Genomic DNA, 20,186 nt, shown 5'->3' on the forward strand with positions numbered 1-20,186 from the left:
GGGTCGCAAGTGAGATAAAGCATGAAAGCCGAACCCATTTCTAAGCCTTCCAAGGTCAAAACTTCCGCCCCTGCTGCTGTTCATCTTCAGACCATTGGTTCAGAAGAAGCTGGCCAACGCCTGGATAACTATCTACTGCGCTGGGCTAAAGGAGTGCCTAAAAGCCATGTTTACCGAATTATTCGGTCTGGAGAAGTGCGGGTGAATAAAAAGCGAGTTGAACCAACGACCCGCTTGGTCGCAGGGGATGTGGTTCGCGTTCCTCCGGTTCGGATTGCCGAACCCGCTCAAATGGCAGCAGTCAACACCGCCCAAACTAAATCCCGGGCGCATGGCTACTCGGACAAAATGCCCATTCTTTTTGAAGATGAGGCACTTTTAATAGTGAATAAGCCTGCTGGTTTGGCTGTCCATGGTGGCTCCGGTATCGCCCTTGGGGTAATTGAAACACTACGAATTACTCGCCCTGAACTCAAGTTTTTGGAATTGGTGCATCGCTTAGACCGCGATACCTCGGGAGTTTTGTTATTGGCGAAAAAGCGTAGCGCATTGGTGGGGCTTCATCGTCAAATCCGTGAAGGTCAAACCGACAAGCGTTACTACTTGCTTGCGCATGGTGAAATCGTGCAGGGCGCTCAAACCATGCAGCTCAAATACCCGTTGCAAAAATACCTTCTGCTCAATGGCGAGCGTCGCGTTCGGGTAGACCCAGATGGTTTGCCGAGTCATACCGCATTAAGAGTGACCCAAACATTTAAGCGTGAGAACGCCACCATTACCCTCGCTGAAGCTCAGCTAAAAACGGGGCGTACCCATCAAATTCGAGTGCACTTGCAAAAATTGGGGCATGCGATTTTGGGTGATGATAAGTATGGCTTTGAAGATTTAGACAAGTTGACTAAATCCAAGCGCTTATACCTACACGCTCATCTGGCTGGCTTTACCAATCCGCGTACCGGTGAAAAGATGCGCATTGAATCACCATTGCCTCTGGAATTTACCGCCCTAATAAAAACTTTTGAGCAGTAACAATCAGGGCGAGCAGAATGTCGCAAATCCATAAATCAAATCGACTATATGACCTGATTGTTTGGGATTGGGATGGCACCATCATGGATTCCACGCCAACCATTGTTCATTGCATTCAGCAGGCTTGTCGCGACTTGGGTTTTAAGGCGCCAGATGACGCCCTAGCAAGTTCAGTGATTGGCTTAGGTATTCAGGATTCATTAAGAAGAGCGGTTCCTTGGATTGAGCCGCAGCATTTTCAAAAGCTGACAGAACGTTTTCGTTATCACTATTTAGCGAAAGACCATGAGCTCGATTTGTTTGTCGGCATTCGCGAGCTTCTAGAGGAGTTGCATGCCCAGCAGTATTTATTGGGTGTTGCGACCGGTAAATCTCGCGTAGGTTTAGATCGTTCGCTACAGCATCATCAGATTGGCCATCTCTTTCATGAGACGCGTACAGCTGACGAATCATTTTCTAAGCCCCATCCTGGGATGTTGCTAGAGTTATCGGATGTCACTCAAGTGCCAACACGCTGTATGCTCATGATTGGCGATACCACCCATGACTTAGATATGGCGGCGAATGCCGGTGTAGATGCGGTGGCAGTCACTTATGGCGCTCACCCACCTGACACCTTGAAAGCTTCGCCATCATTGATCCATGTCGATAATGTTGCGCAACTTTCGCAATGGCTTAAACAAAACTTGTAATGTAGTAATTGAATTGGCAAGACTAAGGAATTTATAGCAATGGCAAACAATCCAAACCCGAATTGGGAGCGTCAAGCCCTTGAGCACCTCTTGCTGGAGAACTTGAAAGAAACCCGTAAGGCGCGTCGCTGGAAGGCGGTCCTGCGAGTTCTCACTCTCCTGGTAATCGTAGGCATCTTGCTAGCGATATTTGATTTTCATCTTCCCGGCAAAGGTATGTGCGTCGAAAAACATACTGCGTTAGTAACGCTTGAGGGGGAGCTTTCTTCTAGCTGTATGGCTAATGCAATGGATACCAATTCCTCATTGTTGTCCACATTTGAGAATGAGCACAGCGCCGGCGTTGTATTGCGCATTAATAGCCCTGGCGGTTCCCCAGTGCAGGCGGGAATGATCAATGATGAAATCATCGTCTACGCAAGTTGTATCCTCAAACTCCATTCTATGTAGTGGTTGAGGATATTGGCGCATCGGGCGGCTATTACCTAGCAGTGGCTGCAGATCAAATCCTGGTGGATAAGGCTAGCTTGGTGGGCTCTATTGGGATGATCATGGAAGGTTTTGGCTTTACAGGCCTGATGGATAAGCTGGGCGTAACCCGACGCATGATTGCATCCGGCTCCAACAAAGGCATGCTGGATCCTTTTAGCAAAGAGAATCCAAAACAAGTCGAAATGGTGAAGACCATGATTGATGAAATTCATCAACAATTTATCGCGGTGGTGAAAGAGGGTCGTGGCGATCGCTTGAAAGATGCGCCGGATTTATTTTCTGGGCGCATTTGGAATGGCGAGCAAGCTGTCAAGATTGGTTTGGCTGACGGATATGACACTGTTGATACCGTTGCGCGCGACATCTTGAAGGCATCGGATGTCCTGGACTACACCATGAAAGAGAATTTCGCTGAGCGTGTTGCTAAACGCTTTGGCGCTGAAGCTGGCGCGGCTGCTGGTAAGGCTTTAGTGAAGACGCCTGATTTAAAGTAAAAAAGAAGACGCTTTTAAAGAAGTGAAAAGATAATGGGAGTGCAAACTTAGGCCAATAGTAGAAATACGGTTGGCCTGTTTTGTAATGAAGCGCAGGCGGCTTCATTGGGGTAGCGTTTACGCCAGCCTGCAATGGAGAGGGTCGTAATCATTTCCGATGGAAGGCTGAGATCCACGCCAAGACATAGCAAGCTTTGTGGTGCCAAAGAATGGATGCAAGCCATCAACATCGCAGTGTTGCGATATGGTGTCTCAATCCAAATTTGGGTTTGTTGTAATTTACGAGATTCAATTTCTAGCTGCTTGAGCTTGGCAGTGCGTTCATGAGTGTCGTGTGGCAAATACCCCTGAAATGCAAAGCGTTGCCCGTTGAGTCCGCTCGCCATTAAGCCCAACAAAATAGAGCTGGGGCCAACAAGTGGTTTTACTTGAGCGCCAAGCTTATGCGCCGCCAAGACCAGTTCTGCGCCAGGGTCCGCAACGCCCGGTACACCGGCTTCTGACATCAAGCCCATGCCATTGCCAGCAAGCAAAGGCTTGAGTAAATCAGCAGGTTTTACTGAGTCGCCATATTTTGCATTGCGTGCTGCGCCACGCCATTCGCTCATCTGCATTTCTTGAATCGTGCATGCTAATGGTGAAATGGAATCGATTGCTTTCAACAAAGCGCGCGCTGTTTTGGCGTCTTCCACAATCCAGTGTTTAAGTGTGGCTGACTGGGTAATGGTTTCCGCAGGCAGAACCCATGGCAACTGCTCTATACGACCGTCATCACCCAATGTGTTGGGAACTAAATAGAGTGTGCCTAGTTTTGCCATGAACGATTTGCTCTTGATTTTTCTTTTTTTTTAGTTTTTATTGCTGAATATTGTTTACTGGAATGAAAAAACCAGCATCGCGTAACAAGCCTGTCAACGCAATGAGTGGCAAGCCTATAAGTGCTGTTGGGTCATCACTCTTAATTGATTCCAGTAGGCTGATGCCTAGGCCTTCAGATTTGGCGCTGCCTGCACAGTCATAAGACTCTTCTGCTAATAAGTAATTTTCTAAAACATCATCCGAGAGTTTGCGAAAAGTCACTTCGGTCGGAACGCACAGAGTTGTTTGGATCTCACATTTCATCAAACACAAGGCAGTTTGGAAGGTGACTGTTTGGCCACGCATGAGTTGCAATTGCGCTAAGGCGCTTTCAAAGTTGCCGGGTTTACCAATCGCTGCGCCACAAAGATCGGCGACCTGATCGGAGCCAATTACCCAAGCATCCGGATGTTCTTTAGCAACCGCAGCTGCTTTTGCATGGGCAAGGCGTAATGCTAAGTCCAATGTGCTTTCTCCGGTGAGCGGGGTCTCAGCCACCTTTGGGGAGATGACCTCGAATGGAATGCGCAGCCTTTCCAAAAGTTCGCGTCGATATTTCGATGTAGATGCCAGAATTAACTGTGGGATGGAGGAGTTATTTTTAGAAATACTCATTGCTGCATATGCTTTCAAAGTGGCCTTGATTTAGACTGATGCCATGAATCGTAATCAAGTTTTACCTCAAGTCCAGTTATCGTCCAAGCCAAGCGCTTTGAAGCGGGTCGACTTTTGCGTCCCTCAATCCTACAAAGGCTCTGGTTTTTGGGGTATTTCAGAGCTTCCCAGGCTAGCTAAAGAGGCGTCCACTGTTGTAGCTGGGGATGGTTTTAACTGGGCATTAGAGACCCATTTTGAGGATTCTCCTGGTAGCGAGCCCCATCAGGCGATGGATTGGGGTTTTCAGGGATGGCTTCATCTGATTTGTCAGCGCTGTTTGCAAGATTGCGCTGTTGATTTGACTGAAAAACGCCGGTTTATTCTGGTGGCCACCGAGGAGGAGGCTGACGCCTATCCGCCAGAGGATGAGGAGCAAGAGCCTTTAGTGGTTAGTCAGCATTTCAACCTCCTGGAAACCATTGAGGATGAGGTTTTGCTGTCCTTACCTCTCATTCCAAAACATCCAGAAGGGTTTTGCGAGTCTTATGCCTCTGTTTTTGGGGAGGGGGCTGATGAAGGGGGCTCAGATGAGCGAGAAAATCCCTTTAACGTATTGAAAAATATGAAGAAAAACTGAAATCATGGGTTTTGATATAGCTGTTGTTTTGCGTGAGCTTTGTCGATACATCAAGCATTTAGACGCTTTTCCATGCTAGAATGTCGCCTTGCTTAGGAGTTCAATATGGCCGTTCAACAAAACAAAAAATCACCTTCCAAACGTGGTATGCATCGTGCGCACGAATTTTTGACAGCACCTGCTACGGCTGTTGAAGCCACAACTGGTGAGGCTCATTTGCGCCATCACATTTCACCTAACGGCTACTATCGTGGTCGTAAAGTTGTTAAAACTAAAAACGACTAATTTTTTAGTCTAAACAGATAGAAGCGGCTCAGTTAAAGCCGCTTTTTTCTTAGATAAATCACTTGCAGCAATCAATGAGTTTATGAGCGTTACTCTTGCTATTGATGCCATGGGCGGAGATCATGGGGTCGTCGTGACGGTTCCTGCTGCCTGCGATTTTCTGGAGAAGCATTCTGATGTGAATATCATCCTGGTTGGTGATCCTGATTTAATCAAGCAAGTCTTGAGTAAATCTCCCAAAGCTCCCATGGAGCGCATTCAAATTATTTCCGCTAGTGAAGTTGTCTTGATGGATGATCCGATTGAGATTGCTTTGCGTCGCAAAAAAGATTCATCTATGCGTGTTGCCATCATGCAAGTGAAAGAAGGTGTCGCCGATGCGGTGATCTCTTCTGGCAATACCGGCGCGCTCATGGCGATCTCCCGTTACATCCTGAAAACGCTTGAAGGCATTGACCGTCCTGCCATTGCTACCGCCATCCCTAATGAATTAGGGCTTGGTACAACCATGTTGGATCTGGGTGCTAATGCGGATTGTGAGCCAATGCACTTAGTTCAGTTTGCGCAAATGGCGAACGTGATGGTGCAGGTGGTTGATGGCAAACAGAATCCTTCGATTGGTCTTCTCAATATTGGCGAAGAAGTGATTAAGGGTAATGAAGTGGTTAAACAAACCAGCGAGTTACTACGTCAAACCTCTTTAAATTTTTACGGCAACGTAGAAGGTAATGACATCTTCAAGGGCACTACTGATGTTGTGGTGTGCGATGGCTTTGTTGGTAATGTGGTCTTAAAGGCCAGTGAAGGCTTGGCGAAGATGATGAGTGGGCTCATTCGCGAAGAATTTAATCGCTCATGGCTAACTAAATTGATGGCGATGTGCGCTATGGTGTCCTTATTAACGGTGAAAAAACGTGTTGATCATCGCCGTTATAACGGTGCGGTATTGTTAGGGTTGCGCGGCTGCGTCATTAAGAGCCATGGTTCGGCAGACAGTTATGCCTTTGGCTTTGCATTGGATCGCGCTTATGAAGCGGCTAAAAATCGCATGGTAGAGCGTATTGCCGCAGCCTTTGTGGTGGAGACAAAAGTATGAGTATCTTTGCAAAAGTAGCTGGTACAGGAAGTTATCTGCCTGAACTGCGATTAACAAATCAGGATTTAGTGGGGCGCCTCGCTAAAACTGGCTTAGAAACAAGTGATGAATGGATTAAAACGCGTAGTGGCATTTCCGCACGTCACTTTGCGGCTGAGAATGAGTTAACTAGCGATTTGGCGGTAAAGGCTGCGCAAGCCGCTCTAGCTAGTGCTGGCATGACCTCCGAAGATCTAGATCTGATTATTTTGGCGACTTCTACGCCAGATCATTTGGGTGGTTTTCCGAGTACCGCTTGCGTGGTGGAAGATAAATTGGGTGCGCATACTTCTTGCGCTGCATTTGATGTGCAAGCGGTTTGTGCTGGCTTCACTTACGCACTTGCTATTGCGGACGCTTTTATTCGTTCCGCAACATACAAAAAAGTACTGGTGATTGGCGCTGAAACATTCTCACGCATTTTGAATTTTCAAGATCGTGGCACTTGTGTTTTATTTGGTGATGGCGCAGGAGCGGTCGTACTTGAGGCTTCAACAGAGGCGGGCATTCTGTCTACCGCTTTGCATGCCGATGGTAGTCAACGCGATATTTTGTGTGTTCCTGGGCGCGCTGGCAATGGCGCAGTACACGGTTCACCATTTATGACAATGGATGGGCAAGCGGTATTCAAATTGGCTGTGAAGGTCTTAGAACAAGTCGCCCATGAGGCGCTTGAAAAGGCCAATCTCAAGCCTGAACAAATTGACTGGTTAGTACCTCATCAAGCGAATATTCGCATCATGGAGGGCACTGCCAAGAAGATGGGCATGTCGATGGACAAGGTGATTGTTACCGTGCATGAGCATGGCAATACTTCAGCCGCATCGATTCCGCTGGCATTAGATTCTGGTGTGCGCGCTGGACAGATCCAGCGCGGTCAACATCTTTTATTAGAAGGTGTTGGGGGTGGCTTTGCTTGGGGTGCGGTTGCCATTAAATATTAAGAACAGTTCATTTTTATTTATCTTCCTCTTTAATTTCTTTCGTTAGCGAACTCATCACATGACATTTGCATTCGTATTCCCAGGTCAAGGTTCTCAATCCGTTGGTATGCTCAATTCGATTGCTGAGCGCCCAGAAGTACGTGCAACATTACAAGAGGCTTCAGAGGCTTTAGGCGAGGATGTTGCAAAGCTGATCGCCGAAGGTCCTGCTGAAGCATTGTCTTTAACAACCAACACGCAGCCAGTGATGTTGACTGCTGGCGTGGCTTTCTATCGAGCCTGGTTGGCTGCTGGCGGTCCTGCGCCTAAAGTTATGGCTGGACATAGCCTGGGCGAATACTCTGCCTTAGTTGCTGCTGGTGTCATTTCTTTTAAAGATGCTGTGTCTTTAGTGCGTTTTCGTGCAGAAGCGATGCAAAGCGCCGTGCCAGTTGGTACGGGCGGTATGGCTGTTATTTTGGGTTTGGGTGACGAAACTGTTATTCAAGTATGCGCAGAAGCAAGTGCTGCTTCTGGTGGTGTAGTGGAGGCGGTCAATTTCAATGCGCCTGGACAAGTGGTGATTGCGGGTGCGAGTGATGCTGTAACTAAAGCTTGTGAATTATTAAAAGCGGCCGGTGCAAAACGCGCCTTGCCATTGCCAGTATCTGCCCCATTCCATTCTTCTTTATTGCAGCCTGCATCTGAAAAGCTTCAAGGCTATTTGGCGAATATCGAATTTAAAGCCCCAACTATTCCCGTGATCAATAACGTAGATGTAGCTATCTTGCATGATCCGATTGCCATCAAAGATGCTTTGGTGCGTCAAGCTGCTAAGTCTGTACGTTGGCAAGAAACGATTCAAGCGATGGCGGGACAAGGTATCACTCAAGTCGTCGAGTGTGGTCCTGGCAAGGTATTGGCAGGTCTGACTAAACGCATTAATGATCAAGTGACTGGTGTGCCAGTCTTTGATGAGGCTAGCCTGAATGAAGTGTGGGCAAGTTTGAAATAAAACAACTGATATAGCGGAAGACAAATATGAATCTCGACTTAAGCGGACAAATTGCCTTAGTAACCGGCGCCTCACGCGGCATTGGCCAGGCAATTGCGGATGAGTTAGTAAAGTGTGGCGCCAAGGTGATTGGCACTGCTACTTCAGAGAGTGGAGCCCAGGCCATTGACGAGCGTTTAAAAGCTTCGGGTGGTGTCGGCAAGGTCCTGAATGTTACCGCGCCAAATGCTTGTGAAGAAATCATTGATTTGATCTTCAAAGAATATGGCGGCATCAACATATTGGTAAATAACGCAGGCATCACTCGTGATAACTTGGCGATGCGCATGAAGTCAGATGAGTGGACTGATGTGATCGACACCAATCTCAGCTCAGTTTTCCGCCTTTCTCAAGCGGTGATGCGCCCGATGATGAAGGCTCGTGGCGGTCGCATTATCAATATCACCTCTATTGTTGGTCACATGGGTAATCCCGGTCAGGCAAACTACGCTGCCGCAAAAGCGGGTGTTTCTGGGATGACTCGTGCGTTGGCCCGTGAAATTGGCAGTCGCAATATCACCGTGAATTGCGTAGCCCCTGGATTTATTGATACCGATATGACCCGCGCTTTGAGCGAAGAGCAGCAAAATGCCCTAAAAGTGAACATTCCTTTGGCTCGATTGGGTAGCCCCGAGGATGTGGCTCAGGCAGTAGCATTTTTGGCCTCTCCGGCGGCTGGCTATATTACGGGTAATACCCTACATATCAATGGCGGACTCTATTTAGCATAACGGCAAAGCAAGGATTTGGTCATTTTTAGGCGAATTTGCTAATTCGGTCCGCCAAGCTGATAAAATTCTTTGCATCGTTTTTACAACCCGTGGGGAAATTAATGGACAACATCGAACAACGCGTTAAGAAAATCGTCGCTGAGCAATTGGGCGTCGCAGAAGGAGATATCAAGAATGAATCTTCTTTCGTGAACGACCTGGGCGCTGACTCTCTTGACACTGTTGAGCTGGTTATGGCTTTGGAAGATGAATTCGGCATTGAAATTCCTGATGAGGAAGCTGAAAAGATCACCACAGTTCAGCTCGCGATCGACTTCGCTAAATCAAAAGCTCAGGGTTAATTCCCTAGCCTAGGTATTACTGTGTCAGCATCAAACGGCCGACGCCGGGTAGTGGTCACCGGCCTTGGCCTCATCTCACCTGTTGGTAATTCAGTTGACGTAGCTTGGTCTAATTTGCTTGCGGGCAAATCAGGCATTGCTACGATCACAAAGTTTGACCACACTCCGCTTAGCGTTCATTTCGCTGGAGAGGTGAAAGATTTCAATGTCGAAGAATATGTTTCCGCTAAAGAAGCGCGCCATATGGATACCTTTATCCATTACGGTATCGCTGCTGGCACGCAAGCGATTCGCGACAGCGGTTTAGAAATTACCGAACAAAACGCAGAACGCATTGGCGTGATGGTTGGCTGCGGCATTGGCGGCCTGCCAATGATTGAGGAAACAGGCGCTGAGCTATTGGCTCGCGGCCCTCGTCGCATCTCACCATTCTTCGTTCCTGGTTCCATCATCAACATGATCTCTGGTCACCTCAGTATTTTGTTTGGTCTTAAGGGCCCAAACGTGGCTGCGGTGACTGCATGTACTACTGGTTTGCACAGCATTGGTTTAGCAGCGCGTTTAATTCAGTACGGTGATGCGGATGTGATGGTTGCCGGCGGTGCTGAGTCCACAATTTCTGCATTAGGTGTTGGCGGCTTTGCTTCTGCAAGAGCGCTTTCTACTCGCAATGATGATCCTGCAACTGCTTCACGCCCTTGGGATAAAGACCGTGATGGTTTTGTGCTGGGCGAAGGTGCTGGTGTTGTAGTGCTTGAAGAATACGAGTATGCTAAAGCGCGTGGCGCAAAAATTCATTGTGAGTTGCTAGGCTTTGGTATGAGTGGTGATGCGTATCACATGACCGCTCCCAATATGGATGGCCCACGTCGTTGCATGGTGAATGCGATGCGCGATGCCAAGCTCAACCCAGATCAAATCCAGTATTTGAATGCTCACGGTACGTCTACGCCGCTAGGCGATAAGAATGAAACCGAAGCTATTAAAGCTGCTTTGGGCGATCATGCTAAGAAAGCTTTAATTAACTCCACCAAGTCGATGACTGGCCACCTTTTGGGTGGTGCTGGCGGCTTGGAGTCTGTATTTACTATTCTGGCTTTACACAACCAGAAATCGCCACCTACTATCAACATCTTCAATCAAGACCCTGAGTGTGATTTGGACTACTGTGCCAATACCGCTAGGGATGTGAAGATTGATCATGCAGTCAAAAACAATTTTGGCTTTGGGGGTACTAACGGTACCTTGATTTTTGGCAAACTGACCTAATATTCTTCATATCTTCATCGTTGGTTTTCACCAAGTAGGTCTATAGCATTATGAAAAAGTACTTAATTGCGCTCTTGGCCATTTTTAGTCTTGGGCAAGTTGCGTTTATTCCATCACCCCTTGCGCAAAATCCGGGAGTCACGATTCCAGACTTTGCCGATTTGGTTGAGCGCTCTAGTCCTGCTGTTGTCAATATTTGTACTACTGAAAAAGTTGTAGTGCAGCAGGCTCAAGGTGGCATTCCCGGTATGCCTGAGGATCAAGCTGAATTTTTCCGTCGTTTCTTCGGTGTACCTATTCCTGGGATTCCGAATGCTCCTAAGCAAGCGCAACCCAATCCAGGTAAGCCACAAGAAGCGGATCGCGGTGTTGGCTCCGGTTTCATTATTGATTCCAATGGATTGATTTTGACCAACGCACACGTAGTTGAAGGCGCCACTACCATCTATGTCACCTTAACGGATAAACGTGAGTTCAAGGCAAAGTTGCTCGGCATGGATAAGCGCACCGATGTCGCAGTGGTGAAAATTGAGGCGCGTGATTTGCCAAAACTACCTTTGGGTGATTCTTCTAAAGTGCGCGTAGGCGAATGGGTTCTGGCAATTGGCTCCCCGTTTGGTCTTGAAAATACGGTCACTGCCGGCATTGTCTCTGCCAAGAGTCGTGACACTGGCGACTATTTGCCTTTTATTCAAACTGACGTTGCAGTCAATCCAGGCAATTCTGGTGGCCCACTCTTAAATACTGCGGGCCAGGTGATTGGCATGAATTCGCAAATCTTTAGTCGCTCCGGCGGCTACATGGGTATTTCATTTGCCATTCCGATTGATGAGGCGATGCGTGTTGCGGATCAATTGCGTACTAATGGCAAGATGACTCGGGGTCGTATTGGTGTTACCTTGGGTGAGATGACCAAAGAAGTGGCTGAGAGTTTGGGTTTGGGTAAACCTCGTGGCGCTTATGTTCGCAATGTAGAGCCAGGTGGTCCAGCGGCTGCTGGCGGCATTGCGGCGGGCGATGTGATTCTCAGTTTTAATGGACGCGACATTGCCAAATTAACCGATTTACCTCGAGTGGTTGGCGAAACCAAGCCGGGCACTTCGGTGTCGATGCAAGTTTGGCGCAAGGGTGGAACTCGCGAGTTGACCGTCACCGTCACAGATACCGATTCTGCTCAAGCAGCCAATAAGAAGCCTGAGACGCCCGCCACAAATGGCAATAGTGCCAATACGCTCGGGGTGATTGTCGGTGAGCTCTCGGATGCTAAAAAGAAGGCTCTGAATATCAAGGGCGGGTTAGAGGTCACCGGTCTGGGGGATGGTCCCTTGGCTAGAGCCGGAATCCGGCCTGGAGACGTCATTATTCGGGTAGCGGATGCGGATATTACGGGCGTTAAGCAGTTTGAGTCCTTGGTGAAGGGGTTGGACGCCAGCAAGGCAGTGCCAGTCTTTATTCGCCGAACTGACAGCACTTTAGTGGTCCCCGTAAGACCTAAATAACCCTATTTTGGGCTGAAAAATGAGGTTGGACGCTTTTTGGGCGCCACCCATTACAATCCCTTTAAGACGACTTTTTGCAGCGCATCATTGTGGTGCGTTCTGAAAAGGCGTTTTTTGAATGACCTATTAAGGCGCTATGGATTTAATCCGCAATTTTTCTATCATCGCCCATATCGATCACGGCAAATCAACGCTTGCTGATCGCATTATTCAACTCTGTGGCGGTCTTTCTGATCGCGAAATGGAAGCCCAAGTTCTTGACTCAATGGATATTGAGCGCGAGCGTGGCATCACCATCAAGGCCCAAATAGCAGCTTTAAATTACAAAGCTAAAGATGGCAAGATTTACAACATCAATTTAATTGATACCCCAGGGCACGTTGACTTCTCTTATGAGGTCAGCCGTTCTTTGTCTGCTTGTGAAGGCGCCTTGTTAGTAGTGGATACCAGTCAGGGTGTCGAGGCGCAAACGGTTGCTAACTGCTACATGGCTCTTGAGTTGGGTGTTGAGGTTGTGCCCGTGCTCAATAAAATTGATTTGCCCAAAGCAGATCCTGAGCGCGCTAAAAAAGAAATGGAAGATGTCATTGGTATTGATGCATCTGAAGCGGTAACTTGCTCTGCGAAAACAGGCATGGGTGTTGCGGATGTGATTGAAGAAATGATTGCCAAAGTTCCGCCGCCAACAGGTAATGCCGCTGATCCACTGCAAGCATTGATTATTGACTCTTGGTTTGACAACTATGTCGGTGTTGTCATGTTGATACGTGTTGTCAATGGCACCTTAAAGCCAAAAGAAAAAATCACTTTGATGGCCAATGGTTCAAGCCATTTAGTTGACCACGTTGGTGTGTTCAGTCCGAAGTCAGTGGATCGCCCAGAGTTATCCGCTGGTCAGGTGGGTTTTGTGATTGCGGGCATTAAAGAACTTAAGGCGGCCAAGGTAGGTGACACTGTCACGCATTCACCAGGTCAGCAGGGTCGCGTTCCTGCAGCTGAACCTTTGCCTGGATTTAAAGAAGTGAATCCACAAGTCTTTGCTGGTTTGTATCCTGTGGAGTCTAGTGAATACGATCAGCTGTGTGAATCTTTGGAGAAGCTGCAATTGAACGATGCTTCGCTCTTATATGAGCCAGAAGTTTCTCAAGCTTTAGGTTTTGGATTCCGTTGCGGTTTCTTGGGCTTATTGCATATGGAGATTGTGCAAGAGCGTTTAGAGCGTCAATATGGCATGAATCTCATCACTACTGCTCCAACGGTGGTGTATCGGGTTGAGCAATCCGATGGCACGATTGTGTTGGTGGACAACCCTTCAAAGATGCCCGAGGCTAGCAAGATCAATACCATTCTTGAGCCTATTGTGACGGTGAATTTGTATATGCCTCAAGAGTATGTCGGCGCAATCATTACCCTGTGCGTTGGTAAGCGCGGCATTCAGATGGATATGAATTACCTAGGTCGCCAAGTCAAGCTTACTTATGAGTTGCCGATGGCGGAGATTGTTTTGGACTTCTTTGACAAAATGAAGTCCATCTCACGCGGGTATGCCTCGATGGATTACGAGTTCAAGGAATATCGTCCTGCGGATGTGGTAACAGTCGACATTCTCATTAATAGCGAGCGGGTTGATGCGCTCTCTGTGATTGTTCATCGTAGTAATAGTCAGCATCGTGGGCGCGAAATGGTTGCCAAGATGCGCGGCATCATTCCTCGTCAAATGTTTGATGTGGCGATTCAGGCGGCGATTGGTAGAAATATTGTCGCTCGTGAAAACGTTAAAGCTTTGCGTAAGAATGTTTTGGCCAAGTGCTATGGTGGCGACATCTCCCGTAAGCGTAAATTATTAGAGAAGCAAAAAGAAGGTAAGAAGCGTATGAAACAAGTGGGTAACGTAGAGATTCCACAAGAAGCCTTCTTGGCTATTTTGCAGGTGGAAGATTGATGAACTTTGCCCTCGTTCTTTTCATCTTGGTGATTGTTTCTGGAATCGCCTGGGTTGCTGATAAGCTGCACTTTGCGCCACAAAGACGTTTAGCTGGCAACGATCGCATGCCTTTGTGGCTTGAGTACACGGCTGGTTTTTTTCCGGTGATTTGCGCTGTTTTTGTATTGCGTTCTTTTATTGCCGAGCCTTTTAAGATTCCCTCTGGCTCAATGATTCCGACATTGCAAATTGGCGATTTCATTTCGGTAAATAAATTTACTTATGGAATTCGTTTGCCGGTAATCAATCAAAAAGTGGTGGATTGGGGTTCGCCTAAGCGTGGTGATGTTGTGGTGTTCCGTTATCCGCGCGATGAGTCGGTCGATTACATCAAGCGCGTAGTAGCACTTCCAGGTGATGAGATCACGTACGAAAATAAACGTTTGACGATTAATGGTCAGCCATTGCATTACAGTGGCGGCGAATTTTATCTCGATCCCGAGAATATGCGTTACGCCAAGCGTTTCACGGAAACCTTTCCTGCGGATTTAGGTGGTAATCGCCATGACATCTTGAATGACCCGGATCGTCCGGCTACGGTATTTCCGACTGACCGTTTTCCTGGCTCTGAATTCTGCCAGTACCAACAGTCTGGTGTGACTTGCAAAGTGCCGCCTGGGCATTATTTCGCCATGGGTGATAACCGCGATAACAGTGCAGATTCTCGTTATTGGGGCTTTGTGCCGGATAAAAATATTGTCGGTAAGGCCTTCTTTGTTTGGCTGAATCTGGGTAATCTCGGCCGTATAGGCGGATTCGAGTAAATATCATGAATGCGCGCGCCGTTATCGAAACCGGGCTGTTGCAAGAGCGCCTCGGCTATACCTTCAAAAAGCCGGAGCTATTGAATCAGGCGTTGACTCATCGCAGTCATAGCAAAAAGAATAACGAGCGCCTTGAGTTTCTGGGAGACTCTATTCTCAATTGTGTTGTGGCGGAGATGCTCTACGAACGTTATTCGGATTTAGATGAGGGCGACCTCTCAAGAGTTCGCGCGAACCTCGTAAAGCAGCAGGCTTTATATGAAATTGCCAAAACGCTTTCTTTGTCGGATTACTTGCGTCTAGGTGAGGGTGAGCTTAAGAGTGGCGGCTTTCGTCGCCCTTCAATTCTGGCTGATACTTTAGAAGCCGTTACTGGTGCCATCTTTATGGATGGTGGTTTTGAGGCGGCAAAGATTTGTTTGCGAAAACTGTACTCCATTATTTTGGAGCATATCGATCCCAAAACTTTGGGGAAAGACGATAAAACGCTTTTGCAAGAGTGTTTACAAAGTTATCAATTGCCTTTGCCGGCCTATAACGTAACTGGTACAACTGGGGCTGCGCATAACCAGCAATTTGAGGTGGAGTGTTTCATTTCTAGTCATAAAGTAGCTGTAAAGGGAGAGGGCGCATCTCGGCGTGCCGCTGAACAAGCCGCTGCAAAGCTGGCTTTAATCGCTATGCTCAAAGCATTGCCGCAAGAATCTCGCAAACCCAAGAAAACTCGGTCGGCGAAAAAGAAGGCGGCAAAAAAAGAAGCAACCGAAGAGCAGTTCAATCTTAAGCTGAAGGGCTAATCGTGTTTAGATGCGGCACTATCGCCATTGTTGGGCGTCCCAATATGGGTAAATCAACTCTCTTGAATGCTTTGGTTGGTCAAAAGATCAGTATTACCTCCCGTAAGGCGCAAACGACGCGTCATCGTATCTTGGGCATTCAGACTCGCGAAGAGGCCCAGTTCATTTTTATCGATACGCCCGGTTTCCAGACGCGTTTAATGAATACCCTCAACAAAGCGCTCAATCGTACAGTGACTACCGCATTGCAGGATGTCAATGTGGCCTGCTTTGTGGTTGAGGCTGGCTATTTTGGTGAAGAGGATAAAAAAGTATTGAAGTTGTTGCAGGATGATGTGCCCGTTGTGTTGGTGCTCAATAAGCTTGACTTATTTAACACTCGCTTTCAGACGCCATCAGAGCGTGACCAAGCTTTGCTCAATTTCATTAAAGAGATGGCTCGTCCTTGGTGTGAATTGGGTGGCCACGAAGATCAGAAATGTGAGTTTGCTGAGATCATGCCGATGAGCGCCAAGAGTCCTGGCGATCTTGAAAGATTGCTCGACGTACTTGAAGGCTATTTACCTGAGGCGCCAGCAGTCTACGATGGCGATACGATCACCGATCGAAGCGAACGATTCTTGGCTGCGGAGATTTTGCGTGAAAAGGTTTTCCGTTTCACTGGAGAAGAGTTGCCTTACACCAGCACAGTTGTGATTGATCAATTTAAGATGGATGGCAAGATGCGTCGTATTGCGGCAACCATTTTGGTGGATCGCGATAGTCATAAAGCAATGATCATTGGTCAAAAAGGCGAACGTCTGAAGAAGATTTCAACCGATGCTCGAATTGATATGGAAAAGCTCTTTGATGGTAAAGTCTTTTTGGAGACTTGGGTGAAGGTCAAGCGTGGCTGGGCCGATGATCGTGCCGAACTGCGGGCTCAGGGTCTGGAATAAATTCGATGGCCTCGATTCGTGTTGCTGACGAACCTGCTTTTGTATTGCATAGCATTCCTTATAAAGAGACTAGCTTAATCCTGGATGTATTTACACGGCAACATGGCCGCATGGCTTTAATTGCGAAGGGCGCGAAACGCCCACACTCCACTTTGCGACCTGTATTGCAACGCTTTCAGCCGCTATTGGTTTCGTGGAGCGGTAAATCTGAGCTGCGCACCTTAACCAAGTCGGAGTGGGTCGGTGGCATGCCTTCATTGGTGGGTGATGCTTTGCTTTGCGGTTTCTATCTCAATGAATTGCTCGTAAAGTTTTTGGCGCGTGAGGACGATTATGAAAAACTCTATGATCGCTATTCAGAAACTATCAATGCTTTATCGAACTTAGAGTTTGAGTCTAAGGGGTTGGAAGAAATTTTGCGCCCTTTTGAATTGTCTTTATTGCAATGGACAGGCTATGCGGCCGCATTAGATCGTTGTGTTGAAACCAATGAAGCCCCGATAGCGCAGCATCAGTACGTTTATCAGCCAGAGCGTGGTGTACGCCCTGTTCAGGTGGATGACCCTGGGCATTGGCCTGTGTTGACTGGTAAATCGCTATTGGCAATCGCAGTTGGGGATTTTTCTGATCCAGAGACGCTTTCTGAGAGCAAGCAATTAATGCGTTTTCTCCTGGGATTGCATTTGCAGGATCAGGTGTTGACCACCCGTCAAATTTTGATTGATCTCAAGAAAATCTAGTAATCTACACAGATGACATCCTCACATGTTTTAGAGCTTGGCATCAATATTGCTCACGTCGCTACCTTACGTAATGCGCGGGGCACGGTCTATCCCGATCCATTGAGAGCGGTCGCCTTGGCTGAGCAAGCCGGCGCGGATCTCATCACCTTACATTTGCGTGAAGATCGTCGTCATATTAAAGATGCTGATTTATTGGCCTTACGCCCCTTGATTAAGACCCGTATGAATCTTGAGTGCGCAGTGACACCGGAAATGCTTGAGATTGCGTGCAAGGTAAAGCCGCATGATGTATGTCTTGTTCCAGAAAAGCGCGAAGAAGTGACGACGGCAGTTGGCTTTGATGTGCTGGGTCACTATGAGGCGGTAAAAGTTGCCACGAAAAAATTAATCGACGCCGGTATCCGTGTATCACTTTTTATTGATCCTGAAGAAAAACAAATTCAGGCGGCAAAAGAAGTGGGCGCAACCGTAGTGGAGTTGCATACTGGTCGTTACGCAGATTTATCTGGGGTTGAGCAGGCTACAGAATTGGAGCGTATTCGTCAGGCTGAAGTATTTGGAAAAAGTATTGGCCTTAGGGTGAGTGCCGGCAATGGCTTGCATGAGGGTAATGTCAAGCCGATTGCAGCTATTGCCGAACTATCTGAGCTGAATATTGGCCACGCTATTGTTGCCGAAGCCTTATTTAAAGGTTGGCAAAAAGCGATTGTCGATATGAAGGCTTTAATGGCGCAAGGCAGATCAAACTCACCAGAAGCGGCGACATCATAAAAATGATCATCGGCATTGGCACGGATATTCTGCAGATCGAGCGTTTACAAGCAGCTTACGATCGCACCAATGGACGCTTGGCTGAAAAGGTTCTGGGTCCTGATGAGATGCTGGTTTTCAAGCATCGTCTTGCCAGAAACCACAAGCGCGGGATTGCATTCTTGGCCACGCGTTTTGCTGCAAAGGAAGCGTTCTCGAAAGCAATCGGGCTTGGGATGAGGATGCCAATGACTTGGCGTTCATTGCAAACCTTGAATGAGCCCAGCGGCAAACCGGTGACTAGTTATTTAGGTGCCCTGGCGCAATTTATGCAAGAAAAAAATTGGGAAGCTCACGTGACAGTGAGCGATGAACAGGATATGACGATTGCACATGTCATTGTTACTCAGAAATAAAAATAGATCAAGAGGAAGAGGTGACTAAATCCACCATGAGTCCTGGCCCGGTTACGCTTGATGTCGTTGGTCTTGAATTAGACGCGGAAGATCGTCGACGCATTTTGCATCCACTCACTGGTGGCGTCATTTTGTTTGGTCGAAATTTCGCAAGTCGTCAGCAACTCACTAAGTTAACGGCTGCTATTAAGAAGCTGCGCCCAGATGTTCTCATTTCTATTGATCATGAGGGTGGTCGCGTACAGCGCGCTAAGACTGATGGTTTTACTCATTTGCCGGCAATGCGAAAGCTTGGTGAGCTATGGGGTGCAAAAAATAAATCTAAGCATCCTGCCGAATCTGCCGCCATTGCCATGGCTGCCGCAACAGCCTGTGGGTAGGTGTTAGCTGCTGAGTTACGTGCTTGTGGAGTTGATTTTAGTTTTACGCCAGTGCTAGATTTGGATTTTGGTCGTAACGGTGTGATTGGAGACGGATCGTTTGGTCGTGACCCTCAAATTGTTTTTGCTTTAGCTAAAAGTTTGAATGAAGGCTTGCGTCTTGCTGATATGGCCAACTGTGGCAAACACTTTCTTGGGCATGGTTGGGCTGAGGCGGATTCCCATGTGGCGATTCCAGTGGATGAACGCAGTCTCAAAGAAATTCTGAATGACGACGCCAAGCTTTATGAATGGCTCGATTTGAGTTTGGCCTTGGTAATGCCGGCGCATGTGATTGAATGTGATTTATCCAAAAGTTGACAAGAACCCTGCTGGCTTTTCTAAGGTTTGGTTGCATTCCATCCTGCGTCAGGAGCTTGGTTTTGAAGACGTGATCTTCAGTGACGACTTATCAATGGAAGGCGCTAGCGTAGCGGGGTCGGTGGTAAAGGGTGCTGAAATGGCCATAGAGGCTGGTTGCGACGCGGTACTGATTTGTAATCGCCCAGATCTTGCTGATCAGTTGCTTGCAAAGCTCAAGGTTTCAAAAGCAAAACAAGCTGAATCCGAAATCCGCGTAAATCGTCTCATGCCGACAACTCCAGCGTCGACCTGGAGTGAATTACAGGACGAGGCGGAGTATCAGCATGCCAAAGGCTTGCTGGGTCAGTTGGGGTTGATTGCTGACTAAGTCAGCGTTGTGAATCTTTATTGCGGCAATAAAAAAGCCCGGTATGCCGGGCTTTTGAACATCTGAGCTGGCTAATTAGTTGGCGCGGCTACGGTATTCGCCAGTGCGAGTATCAATCTCAATCTTGTCACCAGTATTGCAGAACAAAGGAACTTGCAATTCATAGCCAGTTGCCAATTTCGCGTTCTTCAATACTTTGCCTGAGCTGGTATCGCCTTTCACTGCGGGTTCTGTGTAAATGATTTGACGAATCAATGAGTTAGGCATTGCAACTGAAAGCGCCTTACCTTCGTAGAACACGACTTCACATGGCATGCTTTCTTCGAGGTAGTTCAATGCATCACCCATGCACTCAGCTTCAACTTCATATTGGTTGTAGTCGCCATCCATAAATACATACATTGGATCTGCAAAATAAGAGTATGTGCATTCTTTTTTGTCGAGAATCACAACGTCAAACTTGTCATCCGCTTTGTAAACGCCTTCGTTTGGCGCGCCAGTTAACAGGTTCTTAAATTTCATCTTCACAACCGAGGAGTTGCGGCCGGAGCGGCTGTATTCGGCTTTTAAAACGACCTGGGCATCAGTGCCGATCATGACTACGTTACCAACGCGGAGTTCTTGTGCTGTTTTCATCTTGCTATTCCT

General features: G+C 47.6%; 21 protein-coding genes and 2 pseudogenes. 20 read left to right on the plus strand and 3 right to left on the minus strand.

The window, feature by feature from the left end:
* Positions 1–21: 21 nt before the first annotated feature.
* The 3 genes and pseudogenes from DXE35_RS01960 (at position 22) to DXE35_RS01970 (ending at position 2,707) form a co-directional block, all read left to right on the plus strand.
* Complete coding sequence (locus DXE35_RS01960) at positions 22–1,029, plus strand: RluA family pseudouridine synthase (protein WP_114689384.1); 1,008 nt, start codon at positions 22–24, stop codon at positions 1,027–1,029.
* A 17-nt stretch (positions 1,030–1,046) separates the two neighbouring features.
* Positions 1,047–1,721: an HAD-IA family hydrolase gene (locus DXE35_RS01965; protein ID WP_114689385.1), complete on the plus strand. Its 675-nt coding sequence runs from the start codon at positions 1,047–1,049 to the stop codon at positions 1,719–1,721.
* A 39-nt stretch (positions 1,722–1,760) separates the two neighbouring features.
* Positions 1,761–2,707, plus strand: a pseudogene (locus DXE35_RS01970) (S49 family peptidase).
* A 47-nt stretch (positions 2,708–2,754) separates the two neighbouring features.
* On the opposite strand, the gene DXE35_RS01975 reads toward DXE35_RS01970, so the two are convergent.
* Positions 2,755–3,525, minus strand: a complete 771-nt coding sequence (locus DXE35_RS01975; protein WP_114689386.1) for an SAM-dependent methyltransferase — start codon at positions 3,523–3,525, stop codon at positions 2,755–2,757.
* 37 nt (positions 3,526–3,562) lie between these two features.
* The gene (locus DXE35_RS01980) at positions 3,563–4,180 is read right to left on the minus strand and encodes a Maf family nucleotide pyrophosphatase (RefSeq protein ID WP_114689387.1); all 618 of its coding nucleotides are present in this window, start codon (positions 4,178–4,180) and stop codon (positions 3,563–3,565) included.
* 43 nt (positions 4,181–4,223) lie between these two features.
* Here DXE35_RS01980 and DXE35_RS01985 point away from each other — a divergent pair, with 43 nt between their 5' ends.
* The 17 genes and pseudogenes from DXE35_RS01985 to nagZ all read left to right on the plus strand — a co-directional run bounded on the left by DXE35_RS01985 (position 4,224) and on the right by nagZ (position 19,538).
* On the plus strand, positions 4,224–4,799 hold the full coding sequence (locus tag DXE35_RS01985; protein ID WP_114689388.1) for a YceD family protein: 576 nt from the start codon (positions 4,224–4,226) through the stop codon (positions 4,797–4,799).
* A gap of 105 nt (positions 4,800–4,904) precedes the next feature.
* Positions 4,905–5,084: a 50S ribosomal protein L32 gene (rpmF, locus tag DXE35_RS01990; RefSeq protein WP_114689389.1), complete on the plus strand. Its 180-nt coding sequence runs from the start codon at positions 4,905–4,907 to the stop codon at positions 5,082–5,084.
* Between the two features lie 82 nt (positions 5,085–5,166).
* The gene (gene plsX / locus DXE35_RS01995) at positions 5,167–6,180 is read left to right on the plus strand and encodes a phosphate acyltransferase PlsX (protein WP_114689390.1); all 1,014 of its coding nucleotides are present in this window, start codon (positions 5,167–5,169) and stop codon (positions 6,178–6,180) included.
* Positions 6,177–7,163, plus strand: coding sequence for a beta-ketoacyl-ACP synthase III (locus tag DXE35_RS02000; protein WP_114689391.1), 987 nt, complete (start codon positions 6,177–6,179; stop codon positions 7,161–7,163). The genes plsX and DXE35_RS02000 overlap by 4 nt, the downstream gene beginning before the upstream one ends.
* A gap of 58 nt (positions 7,164–7,221) precedes the next feature.
* Positions 7,222–8,157, plus strand: a complete 936-nt coding sequence (gene fabD / locus DXE35_RS02005) for an ACP S-malonyltransferase (protein ID WP_114689392.1) — start codon at positions 7,222–7,224, stop codon at positions 8,155–8,157.
* 26 nt (positions 8,158–8,183) lie between these two features.
* The gene (gene fabG, locus DXE35_RS02010) at positions 8,184–8,927 is read left to right on the plus strand and encodes a 3-oxoacyl-ACP reductase FabG (RefSeq protein ID WP_114689393.1); all 744 of its coding nucleotides are present in this window, start codon (positions 8,184–8,186) and stop codon (positions 8,925–8,927) included.
* Positions 8,928–9,028: 101 nt separating this feature from the next.
* Complete coding sequence (gene acpP, locus DXE35_RS02015) at positions 9,029–9,268, plus strand: acyl carrier protein (RefSeq protein WP_028819177.1); 240 nt, start codon at positions 9,029–9,031, stop codon at positions 9,266–9,268.
* Between the two features lie 21 nt (positions 9,269–9,289).
* Complete coding sequence (gene fabF, locus DXE35_RS02020; protein ID WP_114689394.1) at positions 9,290–10,537, plus strand: beta-ketoacyl-ACP synthase II; 1,248 nt, start codon at positions 9,290–9,292, stop codon at positions 10,535–10,537.
* Positions 10,538–10,587: 50 nt separating this feature from the next.
* A complete protein-coding gene (locus DXE35_RS02025) occupies positions 10,588–12,036 on the plus strand; it encodes a Do family serine endopeptidase (RefSeq protein ID WP_114689395.1) in 1,449 nt (482 codons plus the stop codon).
* Between the two features lie 136 nt (positions 12,037–12,172).
* Complete coding sequence (gene lepA, locus DXE35_RS02030) at positions 12,173–13,978, plus strand: translation elongation factor 4 (protein WP_114689396.1); 1,806 nt, start codon at positions 12,173–12,175, stop codon at positions 13,976–13,978.
* The gene (lepB, locus tag DXE35_RS02035) at positions 13,978–14,784 is read left to right on the plus strand and encodes a signal peptidase I (RefSeq protein ID WP_114689397.1); all 807 of its coding nucleotides are present in this window, start codon (positions 13,978–13,980) and stop codon (positions 14,782–14,784) included. Before lepA ends, lepB begins: the two co-directional genes overlap by 1 nt.
* Before the next feature lie 5 nt (positions 14,785–14,789).
* Positions 14,790–15,581 (plus strand): ribonuclease III, encoded by a 792-nt coding sequence (gene rnc, locus DXE35_RS02040; protein ID WP_114689398.1) that lies wholly within the window; start codon positions 14,790–14,792, stop codon positions 15,579–15,581.
* Between the two features lie 2 nt (positions 15,582–15,583).
* A complete protein-coding gene (gene era / locus DXE35_RS02045) occupies positions 15,584–16,519 on the plus strand; it encodes a GTPase Era (protein ID WP_114689399.1) in 936 nt (311 codons plus the stop codon).
* A gap of 5 nt (positions 16,520–16,524) precedes the next feature.
* On the plus strand, positions 16,525–17,259 hold the full coding sequence (gene recO, locus DXE35_RS02050) for a DNA repair protein RecO (RefSeq protein WP_114689400.1): 735 nt from the start codon (positions 16,525–16,527) through the stop codon (positions 17,257–17,259).
* 12 nt (positions 17,260–17,271) lie between these two features.
* Positions 17,272–18,033 carry a pyridoxine 5'-phosphate synthase gene (gene pdxJ / locus DXE35_RS02055; RefSeq protein ID WP_114689401.1) on the plus strand — a complete coding sequence of 254 codons (762 nt, stop codon included), beginning with the start codon at positions 17,272–17,274 and terminating at the stop codon, positions 18,031–18,033.
* Between the two features lie 2 nt (positions 18,034–18,035).
* Positions 18,036–18,428 (plus strand): holo-ACP synthase, encoded by a 393-nt coding sequence (gene acpS / locus DXE35_RS02060; RefSeq protein WP_114689402.1) that lies wholly within the window; start codon positions 18,036–18,038, stop codon positions 18,426–18,428.
* Between the two features lie 35 nt (positions 18,429–18,463).
* Positions 18,464–19,538 (plus strand): annotated as a pseudogene (gene nagZ / locus DXE35_RS02065) (beta-N-acetylhexosaminidase).
* A gap of 75 nt (positions 19,539–19,613) precedes the next feature.
* Here the strand turns inward: nagZ and efp are convergent.
* Complete coding sequence (efp, locus tag DXE35_RS02070) at positions 19,614–20,174, minus strand: elongation factor P (RefSeq protein ID WP_114689403.1); 561 nt, start codon at positions 20,172–20,174, stop codon at positions 19,614–19,616.
* Between the last annotated feature and the right edge of the window lie 12 nt (positions 20,175–20,186).

Source organism: Polynucleobacter necessarius, assembly GCF_900095215.1.
Classification (GTDB): domain Bacteria; phylum Pseudomonadota; class Gammaproteobacteria; order Burkholderiales; family Burkholderiaceae; genus Polynucleobacter; species Polynucleobacter necessarius_H.

Coding starts and splice junctions, on each gene's coding strand:
- DXE35_RS01960 (WP_114689384.1), top strand. CDS start 22: ATGAAAGCCGAACCCATTTCTAAGCCTTCCAAGGTCAAAACTTCCGCC.
- DXE35_RS01965 (WP_114689385.1), top strand. CDS start 1,047: ATGTCGCAAATCCATAAATCAAATCGACTATATGACCTGATTGTTTGG.
- DXE35_RS01975 (WP_114689386.1), bottom strand. CDS start 3,525: ATGGCAAAACTAGGCACACTCTATTTAGTTCCCAACACATTGGGTGAT.
- DXE35_RS01980 (WP_114689387.1), bottom strand. CDS start 4,180: ATGAGTATTTCTAAAAATAACTCCTCCATCCCACAGTTAATTCTGGCA.
- DXE35_RS01985 (WP_114689388.1), top strand. CDS start 4,224: ATGAATCGTAATCAAGTTTTACCTCAAGTCCAGTTATCGTCCAAGCCA.
- rpmF (WP_114689389.1), top strand. CDS start 4,905: ATGGCCGTTCAACAAAACAAAAAATCACCTTCCAAACGTGGTATGCAT.
- plsX (WP_114689390.1), top strand. CDS start 5,167: ATGAGCGTTACTCTTGCTATTGATGCCATGGGCGGAGATCATGGGGTC.
- DXE35_RS02000 (WP_114689391.1), top strand. CDS start 6,177: ATGAGTATCTTTGCAAAAGTAGCTGGTACAGGAAGTTATCTGCCTGAA.
- fabD (WP_114689392.1), top strand. CDS start 7,222: ATGACATTTGCATTCGTATTCCCAGGTCAAGGTTCTCAATCCGTTGGT.
- fabG (WP_114689393.1), top strand. CDS start 8,184: ATGAATCTCGACTTAAGCGGACAAATTGCCTTAGTAACCGGCGCCTCA.
- acpP (WP_028819177.1), top strand. CDS start 9,029: ATGGACAACATCGAACAACGCGTTAAGAAAATCGTCGCTGAGCAATTG.
- DXE35_RS02025 (WP_114689395.1), top strand. CDS start 10,588: ATGAAAAAGTACTTAATTGCGCTCTTGGCCATTTTTAGTCTTGGGCAA.
- lepA (WP_114689396.1), top strand. CDS start 12,173: ATGGATTTAATCCGCAATTTTTCTATCATCGCCCATATCGATCACGGC.
- lepB (WP_114689397.1), top strand. CDS start 13,978: ATGAACTTTGCCCTCGTTCTTTTCATCTTGGTGATTGTTTCTGGAATC.
- rnc (WP_114689398.1), top strand. CDS start 14,790: ATGAATGCGCGCGCCGTTATCGAAACCGGGCTGTTGCAAGAGCGCCTC.
- recO (WP_114689400.1), top strand. CDS start 16,525: ATGGCCTCGATTCGTGTTGCTGACGAACCTGCTTTTGTATTGCATAGC.
- pdxJ (WP_114689401.1), top strand. CDS start 17,272: ATGACATCCTCACATGTTTTAGAGCTTGGCATCAATATTGCTCACGTC.
- acpS (WP_114689402.1), top strand. CDS start 18,036: ATGATCATCGGCATTGGCACGGATATTCTGCAGATCGAGCGTTTACAA.
- efp (WP_114689403.1), bottom strand. CDS start 20,174: ATGAAAACAGCACAAGAACTCCGCGTTGGTAACGTAGTCATGATCGGC.